Origin of the sequence: Streptococcus varani (genome assembly GCF_001375655.1) — a bacterium.
Classification (GTDB): domain Bacteria; phylum Bacillota; class Bacilli; order Lactobacillales; family Streptococcaceae; genus Streptococcus; species Streptococcus varani.
The window spans coordinates 216,435-231,185 of the sequence record NZ_CTEN01000002.1; the positions used below are offsets into that span (position 1 = coordinate 216,435).

Here is a 14,751-nt window from a genome sequence, read left to right on the forward strand (position 1 = left end):
CTTTTCTTATACCCATTTTAGCAAAAAAATGAGGTAAAAACAAATGGCATATTATCGCAAAAGGGAGAACGGTTGGGAATACCGCATTTCCTACAAAGATGTATCTGGAAAATATAAGCAGAAATCAAAGAGCGGTTTTAAAACTAAGAAACTTGCTCAGGCAGCTGCTAGGGAAATTGAGAAAAAACTATCTCAAAATATCCTGACAGATGGAGAAGTTACTCTATATGATTTTGTCAAGACTTGGTCAGAAGTCTATAAGCGACCTTATGTCAAGGATAAGACCTGGGAAACATACACAAAGAATTTTAGACACATCAAAACCTATTTCAAAGATATAAAGGTTAAGGATATAACACCGCTCTATTATCAAAAAAGGCTGAATGAATTTGGTGAAAAATATGCTCAAGAAACTCTTGAGAAATTCCACTACCAAATTAAGGGAGCTATGAAAGTAGCTGTGAGGGAACAAGTCATTCATTTTAACTTTGCTGATGATGCAAAGGTTAAATCACAAATTGAATCAAGAGCTGAGGAGAATGACTTCTTAGAAGAAACTGAGTATAAGGCTCTCTTAGCCCTCACAAGAGAGAATATCCAGTATGTATCCTATTTCACCCTCTACCTTCTTTCCGTCACTGGTTTGCGATTCTCTGAGGTCATGGGGCTAACCTGGAATGATGTTGACTTTAAAAATAGCATACTGGATATCAATAAAGCTTTTGATTACTCAAAAACTCAAGATTTTTGTAACTTGAAGAATGATCCATCAGAAAGAAAAGTTCCTATTGATAGAAAAACAATAGAAATCTTATATGTGTATAGACAAAACTATTGGCAAGCAAATATCAAGAATAGAATCTGTTTTGGTGTATCTAATTCAGCATGTAATAAGCTAATTAAAAAGATTATAGGCAGACCCGTCAGAAACCATACTCTGAGGCACACATACGCATCATTTTTGATTTTGAATGGTGTTGACATTGTGACCATCTCCAAGCTTCTTGGTCATGAAAGTCCAGATATTACTCTGAAAGTTTATTCACACCAAATGGAGGCACTAGCTGAGAGAAACTTTGAGAAAATCAAAAGTATTTTTCTAGCGTCATAATTTGGGGCGAATTTGGGGCGAACAGCTCAAAACCCTTGATATATAAAGAGTATTTAAGCCGTCTACCGCCTTCTCAATGAAATCATAAAATTCTTTTTCCGGCTTGTGATAGCCCATCTCATCCGAGATAAAGATTTTTTCAAAGAACGAGGAGATACCAGACTGGGCCAGACGACCTTTCTGAATGTAGGTGACCCCATTAGTAGCTGCTAGCATGCGGTAATCAGACTTCTTTAACTGCTCCAAGAGTTCTTTGGCCCCAGCATAGACCTGTCCTTGTTGACTAAGAAATTCTTGGTATTTCTCAGCAAATAGATTCCCGTCCACTTCTTGGCCAAAATGAGCAAACAACTCGGCAAAACGACTCGAAATCAAGTCAGCTTTGGAAATTTTCCCTAGCGCCAAATCTTCCCAAAGTGCCTTGTTCATAGGAATATAGTAGTCCTGATAAGCCTTTATATCCTCAACTCCTGCATCTTCCAGCAAGAGTCTTAGAGCCACATCCTCCGCCAAATCAAAATCCAGCAGAGTATGGTCGAGGTCGAAAAGTAAAAATTTGTAAGACATGGGTTTGGATCCTTTCTGGAGAGGATGAATTAATGAAAATAGTAAAATAATATATTTAATCGAATTTCCAATTAGTCTCATAGATGAGATATTCTATTACTAAATAATACTATTATATCATAAGGTCTATATCAATTATTTTCTAAAAGAATAATAGACTTATTCATACTTTCAATATTAAATAGTATGTTGATTTTTTCTCATAAGAAAACGAAGCACTCCTAAAAGATTCTAAAATAAACAACTCTAACAAAATAAGGCTGTTCAAACACCCTATTCTTTCACTACCAAAACTTCATCTAAAATTCTTCTCTTTGCTCGGAAAGCATTGATGGGATTGTCATCTTCATAGCCGATGGCCATGCCGATGACGATGTCATAGTTGGAATCAACTTCCAAGGCTGAAGCAAGCTCCACTGGAAATTTGACAAATTCATAGGCAACCATGGTGCCCAGACCTTGATTGTTTGCAGATAGGGTTGCAGTTTGGACAAAAGCTCCCATATCTAAGATTGACCAGTCTGGTGAGTCTTTGGGTAAGCTAAAATAAAGGATGGCTGGTGCCTTGAAGAGTTGGCGGTTAAGTTGCCAAAACTCCACTTGATCGAGCTGAGAATGCTCTAATGCCTCAGACCAATTCGCCATATTTTTCTGCTGATCAGCTTGCCAGTCCACGCGTGAAAGTACGGGAAAGATGGGTGCTGATTTTTTTCCGGCCTCGATTAAGTTGAGATGGTCTTCCTTGATTTTTTCCAAGGCCTGTCCAGTCGCTACGTAGACCTTCCAAGGTTGAGAATTAACCCAGGATGCCGTTGTCTGTGCTTCTTCTATAATGGTTTTGATAAGAGAGAGGTCAACTGTTTTATTGGAAAATGAACGTGTTGAATGTCGTTGGCTAACTAGTTTTTGAAAATCCATGAGATACTCCTTGTCTAATCTTAATTCTTAGTATATCATGGTATCATTAAGCCTACAAGAAGGCACTTTTTAGTTAGATAGTTACCAAAAAGTAAGAAAGGGAGCCCATGTCCAAAAACTTAACCACCTGTGCCTTCACGACCACTGCTAACTTTATCGGAGGCAAATACAAGCTGAAAATCCTCTATGTTCTGATGGGAAAAACCAGACGTTTTGGCGATTTGCAGGAAAAACTTTCCAATGTCAGTGCCAAGGTTCTCAGCCAGAAACTCAAAGAGTTGGAAGAAGACGGTTTTATCAGCAAGACCATTTATCCGGTAGTTCCGCCCAAAACCGATTACAACCTGACAGAAAGAGGGCAGAGTTTGGCTCCTGTTATCCTAGCCCTCTATGAGTGGGGAACATCCTACTTTAAGGAAATCGGTCAGGAAGAACGCTGTGACATGACCGAGGTTGGAAGACTCAGCAACATAGTTGAAAAAATTAAATAACAAAAGCATGAAAAAACTGTTCAGTTCATGCTTTTTTCTTTTTTCTTATTTTAAAATAAATCATTGATTTTTCACTTTCTCATCCCTCATCCGGTTTCTGTCCATCATGGGTCAGCCACTTGCATTCAGTCAATTCCATATTAGTAAATACAGCTGTAAAGGAGGAATTTTCTGGTGAGCAGGCATAGACGCCAAACCTGATTTTACCTACTCCTTCTTGAAGATGGCAAATCCGCATTTGCTTGAAGGTGATGCCATCCACTGAATTTTCGATGCAGTAATCAGATCCCCGGCGACTGAGGCGATACCACATGCTTTTGACAGAAGTGTCTATTTCAGTCGTTGCCCAATCCGAATAACCATAGTTGGTCACAACAGAGCCCAGATGCTGAAAATCACCATTCTCATACTCAATTGATCCCTTGAGCCAGTTTTCAGAATCCTGATAAAGAACGATACCACACTGGTCAAAGCGAGTATGACTATCCGAAAACTCCGTCTTGACCGTAAATGAAAAGTATTCTTCTTCCGTTTCCATCTGTAAAACCGGTGCATTATCATTGACGAAATGGTAATAGGTCTTCTGCCAGAGGTCGGTATATGGCTGAGTGGTGATGGAAATCTTGTCCTCTTCAATCACATAATCTTTTGGCTGTCTAGTCCAATGCAAATCGTTCGTTTTAAATGGTCTCATCTCTTTTCCTCCCATATTTTCTTACAGTATAACATAGCCCCAAGCAGCTTTAAACTGATTGGAGTCTTCCTCTTATTCTATTTTTTCTAGCCAGTCTTTGGCAGCTTCTAAACTGCTTTCTGTCACTTGGTGGCTTGTTACCCAATAACTTTCAACTTGGGCACCACGGGATTCAAATTCAGAGATGACCTTGTGACTTTGGTCCAGTGGGACGATCGGATCCTGCCTTCCCAATGACAGAAAAACTGAACTCTGTGCCTTACTTTCTTTCAACTGGTGGGTATCTATCGGATACATAGGGGCCATGAGAATCCCCTTTTTAAAGGGAGATTGATCGGCTAACATGAGTGAGATACCTATATTTGAACCATTTGAAAAACCAACTAATATGACCTTGTTTACGTCAAAGTCATAGGTCTGAGCCGCCTCCTTGATAAATGCTGCTGTCTCAATGGTTTTCTCAGCTAGATCTGCTTCATCATAAAGCCCTTCAGCTTTTCGCTTAAAGAAACGAAGGGCCCCATTCTCACTAACTTGCCCTCGTAAGCTAAGATAGCTGGCATGCGGATTGAGAAAATTGGCGATACCAAGAAGAGAATGCTCATCCCCACCGGTGCCATGCAAAAGAACAAAGATAGGTTGATCAACTTGCCCATTTTTGAAGATATGGTGCATCGTATTCTCCTTTAAGGCCTTTCTAGGCTGACCTTCTCTCCGAGCTTGCTGTAGTCATTGCCTGCCAAACGACTCATGGGTTTTAAAATATCATCCTCAATATGATTTTCTTGAAAAACTTCTTCATCTAGGTGGAAATGTTCGATTTTAAGCAAGAGTAAATCAGCCCCGCGTTGTAAAATGAAGTGCAACAAAAAAGACATGTTCGTCTGATATACTAGAATTCCCCAACTCAGTATAGAAAGCAGATGAACATGTCCAACACTCATTCTACCAAAAAATCAACCTATTCTCATCTCTCAGCCTCGGAACGTGGCGAAATGGCTGCTTATCTTAAAATGGGAAAGAAACCGGCTGAAATCGCTCGTCTTCTAGGTCGTCACCGGTCGACAATCAGTCGAGAAATCAAACGTGGTTCGGTGGATCAGGTACAGGATAAGAATGGGAAACGTACCTATTTCAGTGCCTATTTCGCTGATAGCGGACAGCGTGTCTATGAATCCAATCGTCAAAAGTGCTCTTATCTCAAGTTGAATGACTGCTCCGCTAAATTCATTGAGCAATTAGGATATGCCTTGAAAGCTAAAATTCGTCTCCATAGCGTAGATAGTTTCGTTCAGACTTATAAAGCAAATCATCCTGAGGAGGTTGTTCCCTCTACCAAAACCATTTATCGCTATATCAAAGAGGGGCTGTTAGTTATAAAACCAATCGATTTACCTAAGATGGTCAGTATCAGGAAACGTTCTAAGCCAGTCATTAAGACGAATAAGAAAACTTTAGGTCAGTCTATCGAAGAACGTCCTGAGTGTATCAATGACCGTTCTGAATTTGGTCATTGGGAGATTGACTTGGTTCTTGGAAAGAAAACCAAAGGTGAAGCTGTTGTTTTGACTTTGGTAGAGCGCCAGACACGCTATGCACTAGGAGTTAAGCTAGAAGACAAACAGTCCCATACCATTAATTGTGCTGTCAAACAACTTACAAGTCAGTATCCTATTGCATCCATTACAGCTGATAATGGTTCTGAATTTAGTTTACTCTCAGACTTGGAAGCTGTTGATGTTTACTTTGCACATCCATATTCTTCACATGAGAGAGGTACAAATGAGAACTTCAATGGTCTCCTCAGAGAATATATCCCTAAAGGAAACTCTTTTAATTCACTAACCTCTGAAGAACTTGACAACTATATCACAGCCATCAATGAGCGCCCGAGACGACTTCTTCAATACCAATCTTCAAAATTCCTATTTGGGATAGCCCAAATAGCTTAACCTCTGGATCTCTAGTTATCAATCAACTTGTTGCACTTGACTTGACAACATGCGAGAGTAAATCAGCTGTCGTCTGACCATCATGGCCTTTGATTTCGATATGTTGGTAAAAACTGGTTTCAAAACGGGTCTTAGCTTGTAAAACTCCCGGTACTGAAATGGTTTTAGAGGGAACTAGGGTCATGCAAGACTCATCCACTTCAGAGACTTCCGGTGGCAAAGCTATAGCTGTTTGATTGGCTAAGTTCAAGTTGTCTTCTGATACACTGTGGACAACTGCTTCTTTTCCAGTCAAAATATTGCGAGCAGTATCCTTCATGGAACCATCACTATTTCGCTGTATACTGACAGAAAGAATCGCTGGATCATAGGCCACAATATTGTAAAAACTAAAAGGTGCCAAATTGACAGTTCCTTCTTGTGTCGTGGTGGATATCCAGGCAATCGGCCTTGGAATGACCGTTCCAATCAAAATATTGTATTGTTGCTTGGCAGATAGTTGTTCACTTGCAAAATCAAACATGCTTTCTCCTTATCATTTCAGGGGCTTGAGTTTCTCCATTATGGCTGCCCGACGATTTTCAAATACTTTTGGTAACTGTAGGCTCTTCCCTAATTCTTCAAAGGGTTCATCCACTGTCATACCTGGTCCTTGCGTCGCAAATTCGTAGATGATACGACCTGCTTCTCGCAAGTAGATCGACCTGAAATACTTGCGGTCCCGTTCAGATGTCGGATGATAGCCTTCATTTTTGAACAACTGCGCATAGGCTACCAATTCCTCCTGATCAAGGACATTCCAGGCAATGTGGTGAACCGTTCCTGGTCCCCAAGTACCTTTGTCCAGACTATATTTAGGGATGATGATTTCATGACCTAGGACACCAATGGTTGCCAGATGGTAGGCAAATTCCGTCTCAGCTAGTAGGTCCAATCCCATAAAAGCAGTCAAGAAATCCTTGCTCCCTTCGGGATTGCTAGAGAGGAGTTCCGCTCCGTGGAAACCTAAAATAGCGACTTCTTCAGCCACCTCATCTCCTTCAACCAAAGCCAGATCTAAACCATGTCTGTCTTGGAAAAAGAGAGCTTGGTGGTCAAACCACTTACTTTCTTTATAGGAAACCTGATGAACTTCCAAGCGTCTTTTCCAGTAGTCTAGACTGCCTTTTGGAAGTCGAAAAGCGATGCGGCCAACTTGACCACTTCCTTTTTGACCAGGGGCAACTTCGTCCCACGGGAAAAAGGTCATCAAACTTCCATCGTCTGCTTTTTGGTTGGCAAAGTAAAGATGGTAAACAGATGAATCGTCAAAATTGACGGTCTGCTTAATCAAACGCAACTGCAGGACATCTCGGTAAAAGTCCACATTCTCTTGCGCATTCCCAACGATGGCAGAAATATGATGAATGTGTTGGATTGTCTTCATAGTCAACTCCTAATCATCTTACGGTCTCTTTGTATCAAAGGGACGAATGGTATTCTCAATCATCTCTCGTTCTGGCTCTAAGAATGGTGGCAAGGATAAACTTTCACCAAGTGTTTCATAAGGCTCATCCGTCGCAAAACCAGGACCATCTGTTGAAATTTCAATCAAGATATGACCTACCCGAGCATAAAGCGCCTCAAAATAAAACCGATCGACCCAACCAGAGTTTGGTATGTGAAGGGTTTGGTATTTTTCAGCCCAGTGGCGAATAGCCTGGCTGTCTTTGACACGGAAGGACACGTGGTGAACAGCACCGTAACCTTGGCGCTCCTGCTGGCTCGTCTCATCCTTTCGCAGTATGACTTGAGCCCCATGCCCACCTTCTCCCATCTCTAGGATACTATAATTTTCTCCGTCTTCCAAGACTTTCATACCATAAACTTGCATGAGGAAGATTTTAAAGTCTTCAAAGTAGCTGACAGTAATCTCAATCGGACCCAATCCATAAATGGCCATCTCGCTTGGAACTGGTCCGTGAAGCCATGGAGTTCCTCCAGCGACACCCTTGTTCTTTTCATCTGAAACCAACTGGTAACGCTGGCCGTCAGATTCCTCAAATGGCAAGGCCTTATGACCAAACAGATCTATGATCCCCTCATTCTTGACCCCAAACTCCTCAAAGCGCTTGAGGTAATAGTCTAAGGCTGCATCACTCGGAACACGAAAAGAAGCTCGAGTAATGGCATTGGTTCCATGTTGGGCTTTGGGGTTATTAGGAAAATCAAAGAAGGTCATATCTGTTCCCGCAGATCCCTTGTCATCCGCAAAGAAAGTATGATAGGTATGAATATCGTCTTGGTTAACAGTTTTCTTCACCAGACGCATGCCCAGCACTTCTGTAAAGAATTTGTAGTTGCGTTCCGCATCATCCGTCATAGCGGTTACGTGGTGTAGTCCTAATAGTTCTGTATCTTTCATCTGTTTACCTCTTTTCTCTCAAGCATGATAGGATTTTACCTATCTGATTTCTATAATTTATATTATCACTAATTAGTGACTATAACAACTAATCTGCTCATACTCAAAGAAAATAAATAAAAAACCTTTCCAAATTGAAAAGGTCATTGATGTTCTTGACTAGCATAGGCTTCTTTAGCCCATTGGTATTTTGCGATGGCTCGTTTTCGTTGCTGACCATGGTCGACAATCGGTTTTGGATAATCCCTACCCAGTTGAAATCCTAACTCATCAGCTTGATCCTCAGGTAATTTCCATGGTTCATGGATGAACTTCTTAGGCAACTGCCTGAGTTCGGGTAGATAGTTTCTGATGAACTCACCATCTGGATCAAATCGTTGGCCTTGTGTAATAGGGTTAAAGATTCTGAAATAGGGAACCGCATCTGTTCCAGTAGAGGCAGCCCATTGCCACCCACCAATATTACTAGCGGCATCATAATCAATCAGCATTTCTTGAAAATACTTTTCTCCCTTTCTCCAATCAATGAGGAGATCCTTGGTTAAAAAAGAAGCGACAATCATCCGCAGACGGTTATGCATCCAACCTGTCTCTTTTAGCTGACGCATGGCAGCATCAATCAAAGGGTAGCCCGTTTGACCATTCTTCCAGGCAGTAAAATATTCTTCATTATTGTCCCACTCCACTAAATCAAATTCCTTTTGGATAGACCTTTCTTTTTGATCGGGATTGGCTACATAGACCATATTGTAGAAGTCCCTCCAGGCCAACTCTCTTAAGTAAGTGACTCGTCCTTGACTAGCAGGCGCTTGACTAACGGACTGATAAAGCTGTCTGATGCTGATTTCACCTGAGCGTAAATAGGATGAAAGACGGCTCGTTCCATCATAAGCAGGTAAGTCTCTTAGCTGGTCATAGTTGCCCAAAGTCGTATCTATAAATTCTTCTAGACGTTTTTTTGCCTGCTGACTACCAGCTTGGTGCAAGTGACTAGCATCTGTCAATGATGCCACTTGATTTAAGACTTGGTCTGCTGTAGCAAGCTCAATCCAAGATCCTTGTGATAAGTCAAGTTCAATTGGTGTCTCCTTGGCACGTTCTTGCCAAACTTTAAAATAGGGAGTGAAAACCTTATAGGTTTGACCTGATTGGTTGAGAATCTCTTGGCTACCATGAAGATAATGGTCCTGATAGGCATGAATCTGTATTCCCTTTTTCCTAAAGAATTGAGCAGCAAGCTGATCTCTTTTTCGTCCGAAGCCAGACTCATCATAATTAAAATACACATCCGTCCAGTCCGGCAAATCATCCAGTAGCTTTTCAAAGGAATTAATCATATCGCCGTAAGCTAAGTGCAACTCAATTCCAGCCTCATGCAGTGTTTTTCTAAAATGAAGGACACTGTCCACAAAAGCTGACTGATTGGGACTGGGTTGGGAGCTTAATTGCTGAGGGTTGAAGTGAAAAAAACACAAGATTGGCTTTTTAGCTGCAATAGCTTTGGCCAAGACCTTCTGATCTTCTATCCGCAAATCCCGTCTAAACCAGACGACTGAAACCATCATCCACCTCACTAAATCTTTTTATATAGTCATTTGAATGAACTTTGATCCGTCGTCGTTTTCTACTTGCCGTACTCCAGTTGAGAGGAACTTAGTTCCTTCTATTTCCAACCGCCAACAGTTTATTCCCAGACTGTAAGGTGAACTGACTTATTGTCAGTCCTTATTTCCCGCCTCAAACAGTCTATCAATTCCTAGTCCAAAAGTTCATTCATTTGACTATAGAAAATTCCTATATTACCCTCATTTTAACACAAACTATCCGAATCTCAGCACAAAAAAATCACAAACCTCAGTTTGTGATTCTACTTATTAAAGTTTTACGATGTTGCTTGCTTGTGGGCCACGGTTGCCTTCAGTTACTTCGAATTCAACTTTTTGACCTTCGTCAAGAGATTTGAAGCCATCAGTTTGAATTTCTGAGAAGTGTGCAAATACATCTGGACCATTTTCTTGTGAAATAAAGCCAAAGCCTTTTTCTGCGTTAAACCATTTTACAGTTCCTACTGCCATTTTGAGTTACCTCTTTTTTGTTTATTTGTAAAAAAATTTTAAAGAGATAAAACATAGATAAAACTGATACTTTGACTCAAAAAACTTATTACTTAATTAGTGTAACAGTTTTCAAAAAGTTTGTCAATCAAAAGGAGTGATTTTTCTTGTCTTTTTTCAATTACTTGATTTCTTTTTTTAATTTTTCTACAAAAAGATAGGCTGCTGGACAAATCAAGGTATTCTTAATGGTCAGATGATTAATTTGGTAAATCTTCTTCCTGTCCGTATGGGGAAATTCACGACAGGCCTTGGGTCGCATATCATAGATGTCACAAAGGTTATCAGGTCCTAAGAAAGGACAAGGCATACATTGAAAAACCTTATCTCCATCCTCATCCACCTGTAAATAAGCATCCTCAAATTCCTGCAATTTCATACGGAAATGTTTGGAAATCCGTGTGATATCTGCTTCTTTCAAATCAGGTCCCAGTCCCTTACAGCAATTGGCACACTGGAGACAGTCGATCTCTGAAAATACTTCTTCATGAATGCGCTGAACGATTCTATCTAGATTCTTTGGAGCTTTTTTCTTCAAGCTTGCTAAAAATTTCTTATGCTCCACTTGCTTTTGCAAAGCTAGTTGGTGGTATTTTTCAAGATCCATAGGTGAACTCACTTTTTCTTTGATTCTTTCTTAGGAGATAACTGTAAATTAAATTGTAGTGCAATGTCCTACTTTAAGTCCGATTTGCAAACCATTTTTTTATTCAAGAGTTGATTTTGCTGATTAGCTAAGCCCACTACCCTTGCCTCTAGAAGCTTCTTGCGCCCTTGTTCATTTCGCGTATAGATCAGTTCGTATTGGCCGATATAGTGGCTAATTTTTTTAACAAAATCTAGAATTTGATCTTGTCTCGTAAAAATGGAAGGCACTGCAAAATAGGCCGCCATTTCTTTCCTGGCTTTTTTTCCATTTTGATAAATGAGATAGCGTTGATTATCGATAGGAGCAAAAAATTCTTTCATGGCTTGTGTAAAAATCTCTTTATCTCGGTTATTTCCACCTTTTAGAGAAATCATCATCACTATGCCATCTAAAGTCTCAACATGGACTTTGCATTCATGTGTCGATAATTTGTTTTGGTCCAGCAAACTGTGTAAGAGCCCTTGTCCAAAAACCTGTAGGCGCGTTAGGGGGGATCGATAGTGATAAAAGCGCCAAGCTTGAATTCCGATGAAAGTAAGAAGAACAAGTATCAGTACCAGGTCTAACCAGAAATTAATCCGCAAAATAGGTAAGGAATGAAGCAATAAGGTCAGACCAGCAAAGAGTAAAGAATAAATGAACGACCGTTTGGCATCAATAAAGAGAGCTGAACTGACTACTTCTTTGGGCATCTCTGTCAGACTGGCCACTTCAAAACTATCAGAGATGGTTAAAGCACTTTGCCAACCTTCACGAATTGCCTTTCGATTGCTGGAGGCTTCCAGCATAGAAAGGTTGATTTCTTTTAATTTTTTTCTAGAAAATGGTGCTTTGATGGTTTGCAATCGCTCCATACCACTCTCAATCGTTTGACCATCATAACTCAATCCTAGAAAATGTTCTGTTCTTCTTTTTAACAGTTGAAAATCCGGACTATCCTCACCGTACTGCTCCATTGAATCATCTGGTTTAGATTCAGCCAAATCCATCTGAAGTCCACTGTCACTTTTCTCTCGGACAAAGAAGGTGGGACGTTGGTTCATAGATATCAAGTGCCAGATATTGGCTGTTTTTTCAGGGTGATTACCCCAAGAACGGATAGCTCTTCCTCTCATCTGATTGCTCAACATAAAACTACCAACAAAGCTAGCTAAAATTAGACTATTGACACAGGGAGCATCCCAACCTTCTCCTAGAAGTGACTTGGTCCCAATCAAAACCTGGATTTCTCCTTGCATAAATAGTTCTGTTATAGCCGCAGTCAAAAAATGACTCGAGCCAATAGTTGAAACTGAGATGAAATCTTCTAATCCAGCAAAGTTTTGCAAGGAAACTTTTTCCTGGTCTACTAAGTCTAAAAAAGCTCTTTTAGCAGAGAGAGGAATAACCACGATACTGCCGCAGAGGATGCCCATTTTCATCTCTTGCCACTTATCTACCATCTCTCTACGAAGAACTTCAAAGATTGGCAAGACACCAATTTTCTGAATAAGGAGCTGGTATTGTCCAATCTGACTTTCAAACTCTCGTCGAATGTAGTCCGTTAGAATCAGTTGGCGTAAATCTCTCCCTGATTGCTGGTATTCATGTGAAACAATTTCCTTGATGGACTGAATCTTGCCTGTGGAATGTAAGAGTAATTTGTCTAATTCTTGATTCTTCACTAGGCTAATTTTATTTTTTTCAATGAGGCCCCTAGCCTTCATCTCTTTGATTAATTGCTTGCGATAACTTTCTTCAATACCATAAAAATCAGCTTCATCATAGCAAAAATATTGTAAAAGTTGACCCAGCCAATCAACTGTTAATCTCGGTAATTTTTTATCTGAAAGCAAGTCTTTCAATCGTGGTGGATAAGCTTGATGTTTGGCTTGCAAATAAATTAACAGACTAGAGAGATGAGCAGGATGTTCTAAGAGTTCCTCATCGGTCAACTGCCCTGATAGCGCTTTATGAGTCAATATAGCATCTTGAAAGGAAGAACTCTTTAATAGGCTATCGCAAAATTGGAAACTAGCCTGGTAAAACGCATCCAATTTCTTCTTTTCTTCCTGACTTGGTTGAGAAAAATAGACAAAATCTTGATGGGGACAGAGGCTCCCTTCCTTCACTAGTTCTGGAATTGAAATTTCTTGGTCAATCTCTCCACACATCTTGACATAGCGTTGCCAAAGAGCAGGCGTCGAATCATAGGGTGGTGTAGCTGTTAAAGCAATGGTTTTTGCCTTCGGAAAGGATTGACAGAAGAACTCCAGACTTTTCCACCATTCATTGCGCAAATGGTGGCACTCATCTAAACAAACCGTTGCTAAACCGAGCTCACTCATATTGTTAATAAGATCAAAGTTTGAAAAATCAACGAGTTCATCCACCTCTGCTAATAGATCATCACTTTCTTCATTAACATCCGACTTTTCCTTTAATGTTCCCTTAAAATGTGAGATAGCAGAATGAAGAGCCTGGTAGGTGGCAACTGTAATCTTCTTTGGATGCTTCAGATCCTGAGAAACAAATTCTGATACGTCTACGGTCTCTACTACAAAAGAGGACTGGATGCGGCTGACCCATTGTTCCCGAATAGTGACAGTGGGTACTAAAACGAGGGCAGTCTGATTCAATCGCCCAATCAGTTCCAAACCAAGAGTTGTTTTACCTGATCCTGGAGAAGCCACGATATGAATTTTTCCATCCTTCAAGTGACTCTCACTGGCGGCTAAGACACGGGCTTGATAGTCTCTCCATTGTCCTTTAAATTCTATTCTAGTCTCACTCATCATCTACTCCGACCTCATTTTTCATCTACAAAATCTAAAAAGATACGGAAACCCTATGGTATCTAAACGGATCTGTAACAAGCATGTTCCCTGTTTTTATTATAGCACTATTTCCTCCAGATTGAAAAAATGCCAAACAAAAAACCCCAGTTTCCTAAGGTTATTTATAAGAACAATCAAACTCATTTTTTCCGACGGTTGCGGACAATAAAGAACAGATTAATAAAAATTAGAATGCACCAAACAACAGCCATTAGGTAGTTCCCTGTACCGAGATTCGTGTACACACCAAAGATGTAGAGGAGGATGAAGAAAATACCTGAAGCCGATGCTAGGTCTAGAGTTTTCTTTGGCTTCTCCTCCACTTCTTCTTTTTCTATCTGCTGTTTCAATTCTTTTATTTTTTTAGGTTTCGTTGACATATTCACTTTCTTTCTTTCGATTTTTCATCAATCGTACAAAAGGATACTGACCGCCGTTGGTAGTTTGATCATAATATTCTTCTGCTACATAACCAACCTTTTGATACAGTGCCAAGGCTCGTTTGTTAAAAGTTGCTACAGATAAGGTTAGAATCTGACTCTCAAATCTAGACAATGCAAAGTCTTCAATAGTTTGGTAGAAATCCTGTCCTAGTCCTACTCCGGTTTGGTCTGGCTTCATCCCAAGACCGATTTCTAAATACTGTCCTTTTGGATAAAAACAGGCAAATCCAAAGAGGGCACCATTTCGGATGACTTCAAAATAAGTATTTTCCCGAGCTGTTTCAGACAAAAGTTTTTCAAAATCTTCTGGATCAGCCTGCATATCGTAAAAATCACAGGGTGCTGGATAGTGCCAGTTGGCAATCACTTCCGCTGAATGCTGGCTCATGGGTTGAATCCAAAAGTATGGTTCTGTCAATAAGCGCCTAAAATTTTTATCTAGATTCTTAATCCGACGAGCCTGAATATCTGGTTTATCCGTCTGAAAAACATAGTCTACGTAGCCAGTGATATAGTCTGGAATCATTGATAGATAGATGTTCCGTCCTAACGAGCTCATTCTTTGACTAATCATTTCATACTCATTGAAAAT

The 14,751-nt window shown here is 40.2% G+C and carries 16 protein-coding genes and 1 pseudogene; 3 read left to right on the plus strand and 14 right to left on the minus strand.

From position 1 onward, the window contains the following. The first annotated feature begins 43 nt into the window (after positions 1–43). Positions 44–1,111, plus strand: coding sequence for a site-specific integrase (locus tag BN1356_RS04695; protein WP_093650249.1), 1,068 nt, complete (start codon positions 44–46; stop codon positions 1,109–1,111). A gap of 51 nt (positions 1,112–1,162) precedes the next feature. On the opposite strand, the pseudogene BN1356_RS04700 reads toward BN1356_RS04695, so the two are convergent. Then, positions 1,163–1,678 (minus strand): annotated as a pseudogene (locus BN1356_RS04700) (HAD family hydrolase); the annotation flags it as partial. A gap of 273 nt (positions 1,679–1,951) precedes the next feature. Then, positions 1,952–2,596 carry a nitroreductase gene (locus tag BN1356_RS04705; protein ID WP_093650251.1) on the minus strand — a complete coding sequence of 215 codons (645 nt, stop codon included), beginning with the start codon at positions 2,594–2,596 and terminating at the stop codon, positions 1,952–1,954. 107 nt (positions 2,597–2,703) lie between these two features. Between BN1356_RS04705 and BN1356_RS04710 the strand changes: the two genes are divergently transcribed. Further along, a complete protein-coding gene (locus BN1356_RS04710) occupies positions 2,704–3,087 on the plus strand; it encodes a winged helix-turn-helix transcriptional regulator (protein WP_093650252.1) in 384 nt (127 codons plus the stop codon). Between the two features lie 79 nt (positions 3,088–3,166). Here BN1356_RS04710 and BN1356_RS04715 read toward each other — a convergent pair whose 3' ends face one another. From BN1356_RS04715 to BN1356_RS04725, 3 genes are all read right to left on the minus strand, one after another. Continuing rightward, positions 3,167–3,781 (minus strand): DUF1349 domain-containing protein, encoded by a 615-nt coding sequence (locus BN1356_RS04715; protein WP_093650253.1) that lies wholly within the window; start codon positions 3,779–3,781, stop codon positions 3,167–3,169. A 72-nt stretch (positions 3,782–3,853) separates the two neighbouring features. After that, a complete protein-coding gene (locus BN1356_RS04720; protein WP_093650254.1) occupies positions 3,854–4,456 on the minus strand; it encodes an alpha/beta hydrolase in 603 nt (200 codons plus the stop codon). Between the two features lie 11 nt (positions 4,457–4,467). Beyond that, the gene (locus tag BN1356_RS04725) at positions 4,468–4,659 is read right to left on the minus strand and encodes a hypothetical protein (protein ID WP_141651826.1); all 192 of its coding nucleotides are present in this window, start codon (positions 4,657–4,659) and stop codon (positions 4,468–4,470) included. 51 nt (positions 4,660–4,710) lie between these two features. Between BN1356_RS04725 and BN1356_RS04730 the strand changes: the two genes are divergently transcribed. Further along, positions 4,711–5,733 carry an IS30 family transposase gene (locus tag BN1356_RS04730; RefSeq protein ID WP_141651815.1) on the plus strand — a complete coding sequence of 341 codons (1,023 nt, stop codon included), beginning with the start codon at positions 4,711–4,713 and terminating at the stop codon, positions 5,731–5,733. A gap of 22 nt (positions 5,734–5,755) precedes the next feature. Here the strand turns inward: BN1356_RS04730 and BN1356_RS04735 are convergent, their stop codons facing one another. From BN1356_RS04735 to BN1356_RS04775, 9 genes are all read right to left on the minus strand, one after another. Next, positions 5,756–6,256, minus strand: a complete 501-nt coding sequence (locus tag BN1356_RS04735; protein WP_093650256.1) for a flavin reductase family protein — start codon at positions 6,254–6,256, stop codon at positions 5,756–5,758. A 12-nt stretch (positions 6,257–6,268) separates the two neighbouring features. Next, on the minus strand, positions 6,269–7,159 hold the full coding sequence (locus tag BN1356_RS04740) for a VOC family protein (RefSeq protein WP_093650257.1): 891 nt from the start codon (positions 7,157–7,159) through the stop codon (positions 6,269–6,271). 18 nt (positions 7,160–7,177) lie between these two features. Then, the gene (locus BN1356_RS04745; protein ID WP_093650258.1) at positions 7,178–8,137 is read right to left on the minus strand and encodes a ring-cleaving dioxygenase; all 960 of its coding nucleotides are present in this window, start codon (positions 8,135–8,137) and stop codon (positions 7,178–7,180) included. 143 nt (positions 8,138–8,280) lie between these two features. Next, the gene (locus BN1356_RS04750) at positions 8,281–9,699 is read right to left on the minus strand and encodes a cryptochrome/photolyase family protein (RefSeq protein ID WP_176694237.1); all 1,419 of its coding nucleotides are present in this window, start codon (positions 9,697–9,699) and stop codon (positions 8,281–8,283) included. Positions 9,700–10,011: 312 nt separating this feature from the next. Continuing rightward, on the minus strand, positions 10,012–10,212 hold the full coding sequence (locus BN1356_RS04755; protein ID WP_093650260.1) for a cold-shock protein: 201 nt from the start codon (positions 10,210–10,212) through the stop codon (positions 10,012–10,014). Between the two features lie 160 nt (positions 10,213–10,372). Next, entirely contained in the window at positions 10,373–10,858 is a 486-nt protein-coding gene (locus BN1356_RS04760; RefSeq protein ID WP_425423513.1) for a YkgJ family cysteine cluster protein, read from the minus strand. A 68-nt stretch (positions 10,859–10,926) separates the two neighbouring features. Beyond that, entirely contained in the window at positions 10,927–13,674 is a 2,748-nt protein-coding gene (locus tag BN1356_RS04765) for a DEAD/DEAH box helicase family protein (protein ID WP_218054293.1), read from the minus strand. A gap of 182 nt (positions 13,675–13,856) precedes the next feature. Further along, a complete protein-coding gene (locus tag BN1356_RS04770) occupies positions 13,857–14,096 on the minus strand; it encodes a hypothetical protein (RefSeq protein ID WP_093650263.1) in 240 nt (79 codons plus the stop codon). Further along, positions 14,080–14,733, minus strand: a complete 654-nt coding sequence (locus tag BN1356_RS04775) for a GNAT family N-acetyltransferase (protein WP_093650264.1) — start codon at positions 14,731–14,733, stop codon at positions 14,080–14,082. The genes BN1356_RS04770 and BN1356_RS04775 overlap by 17 nt, the downstream gene beginning before the upstream one ends. Positions 14,734–14,751: the final 18 nt, after the last annotated feature.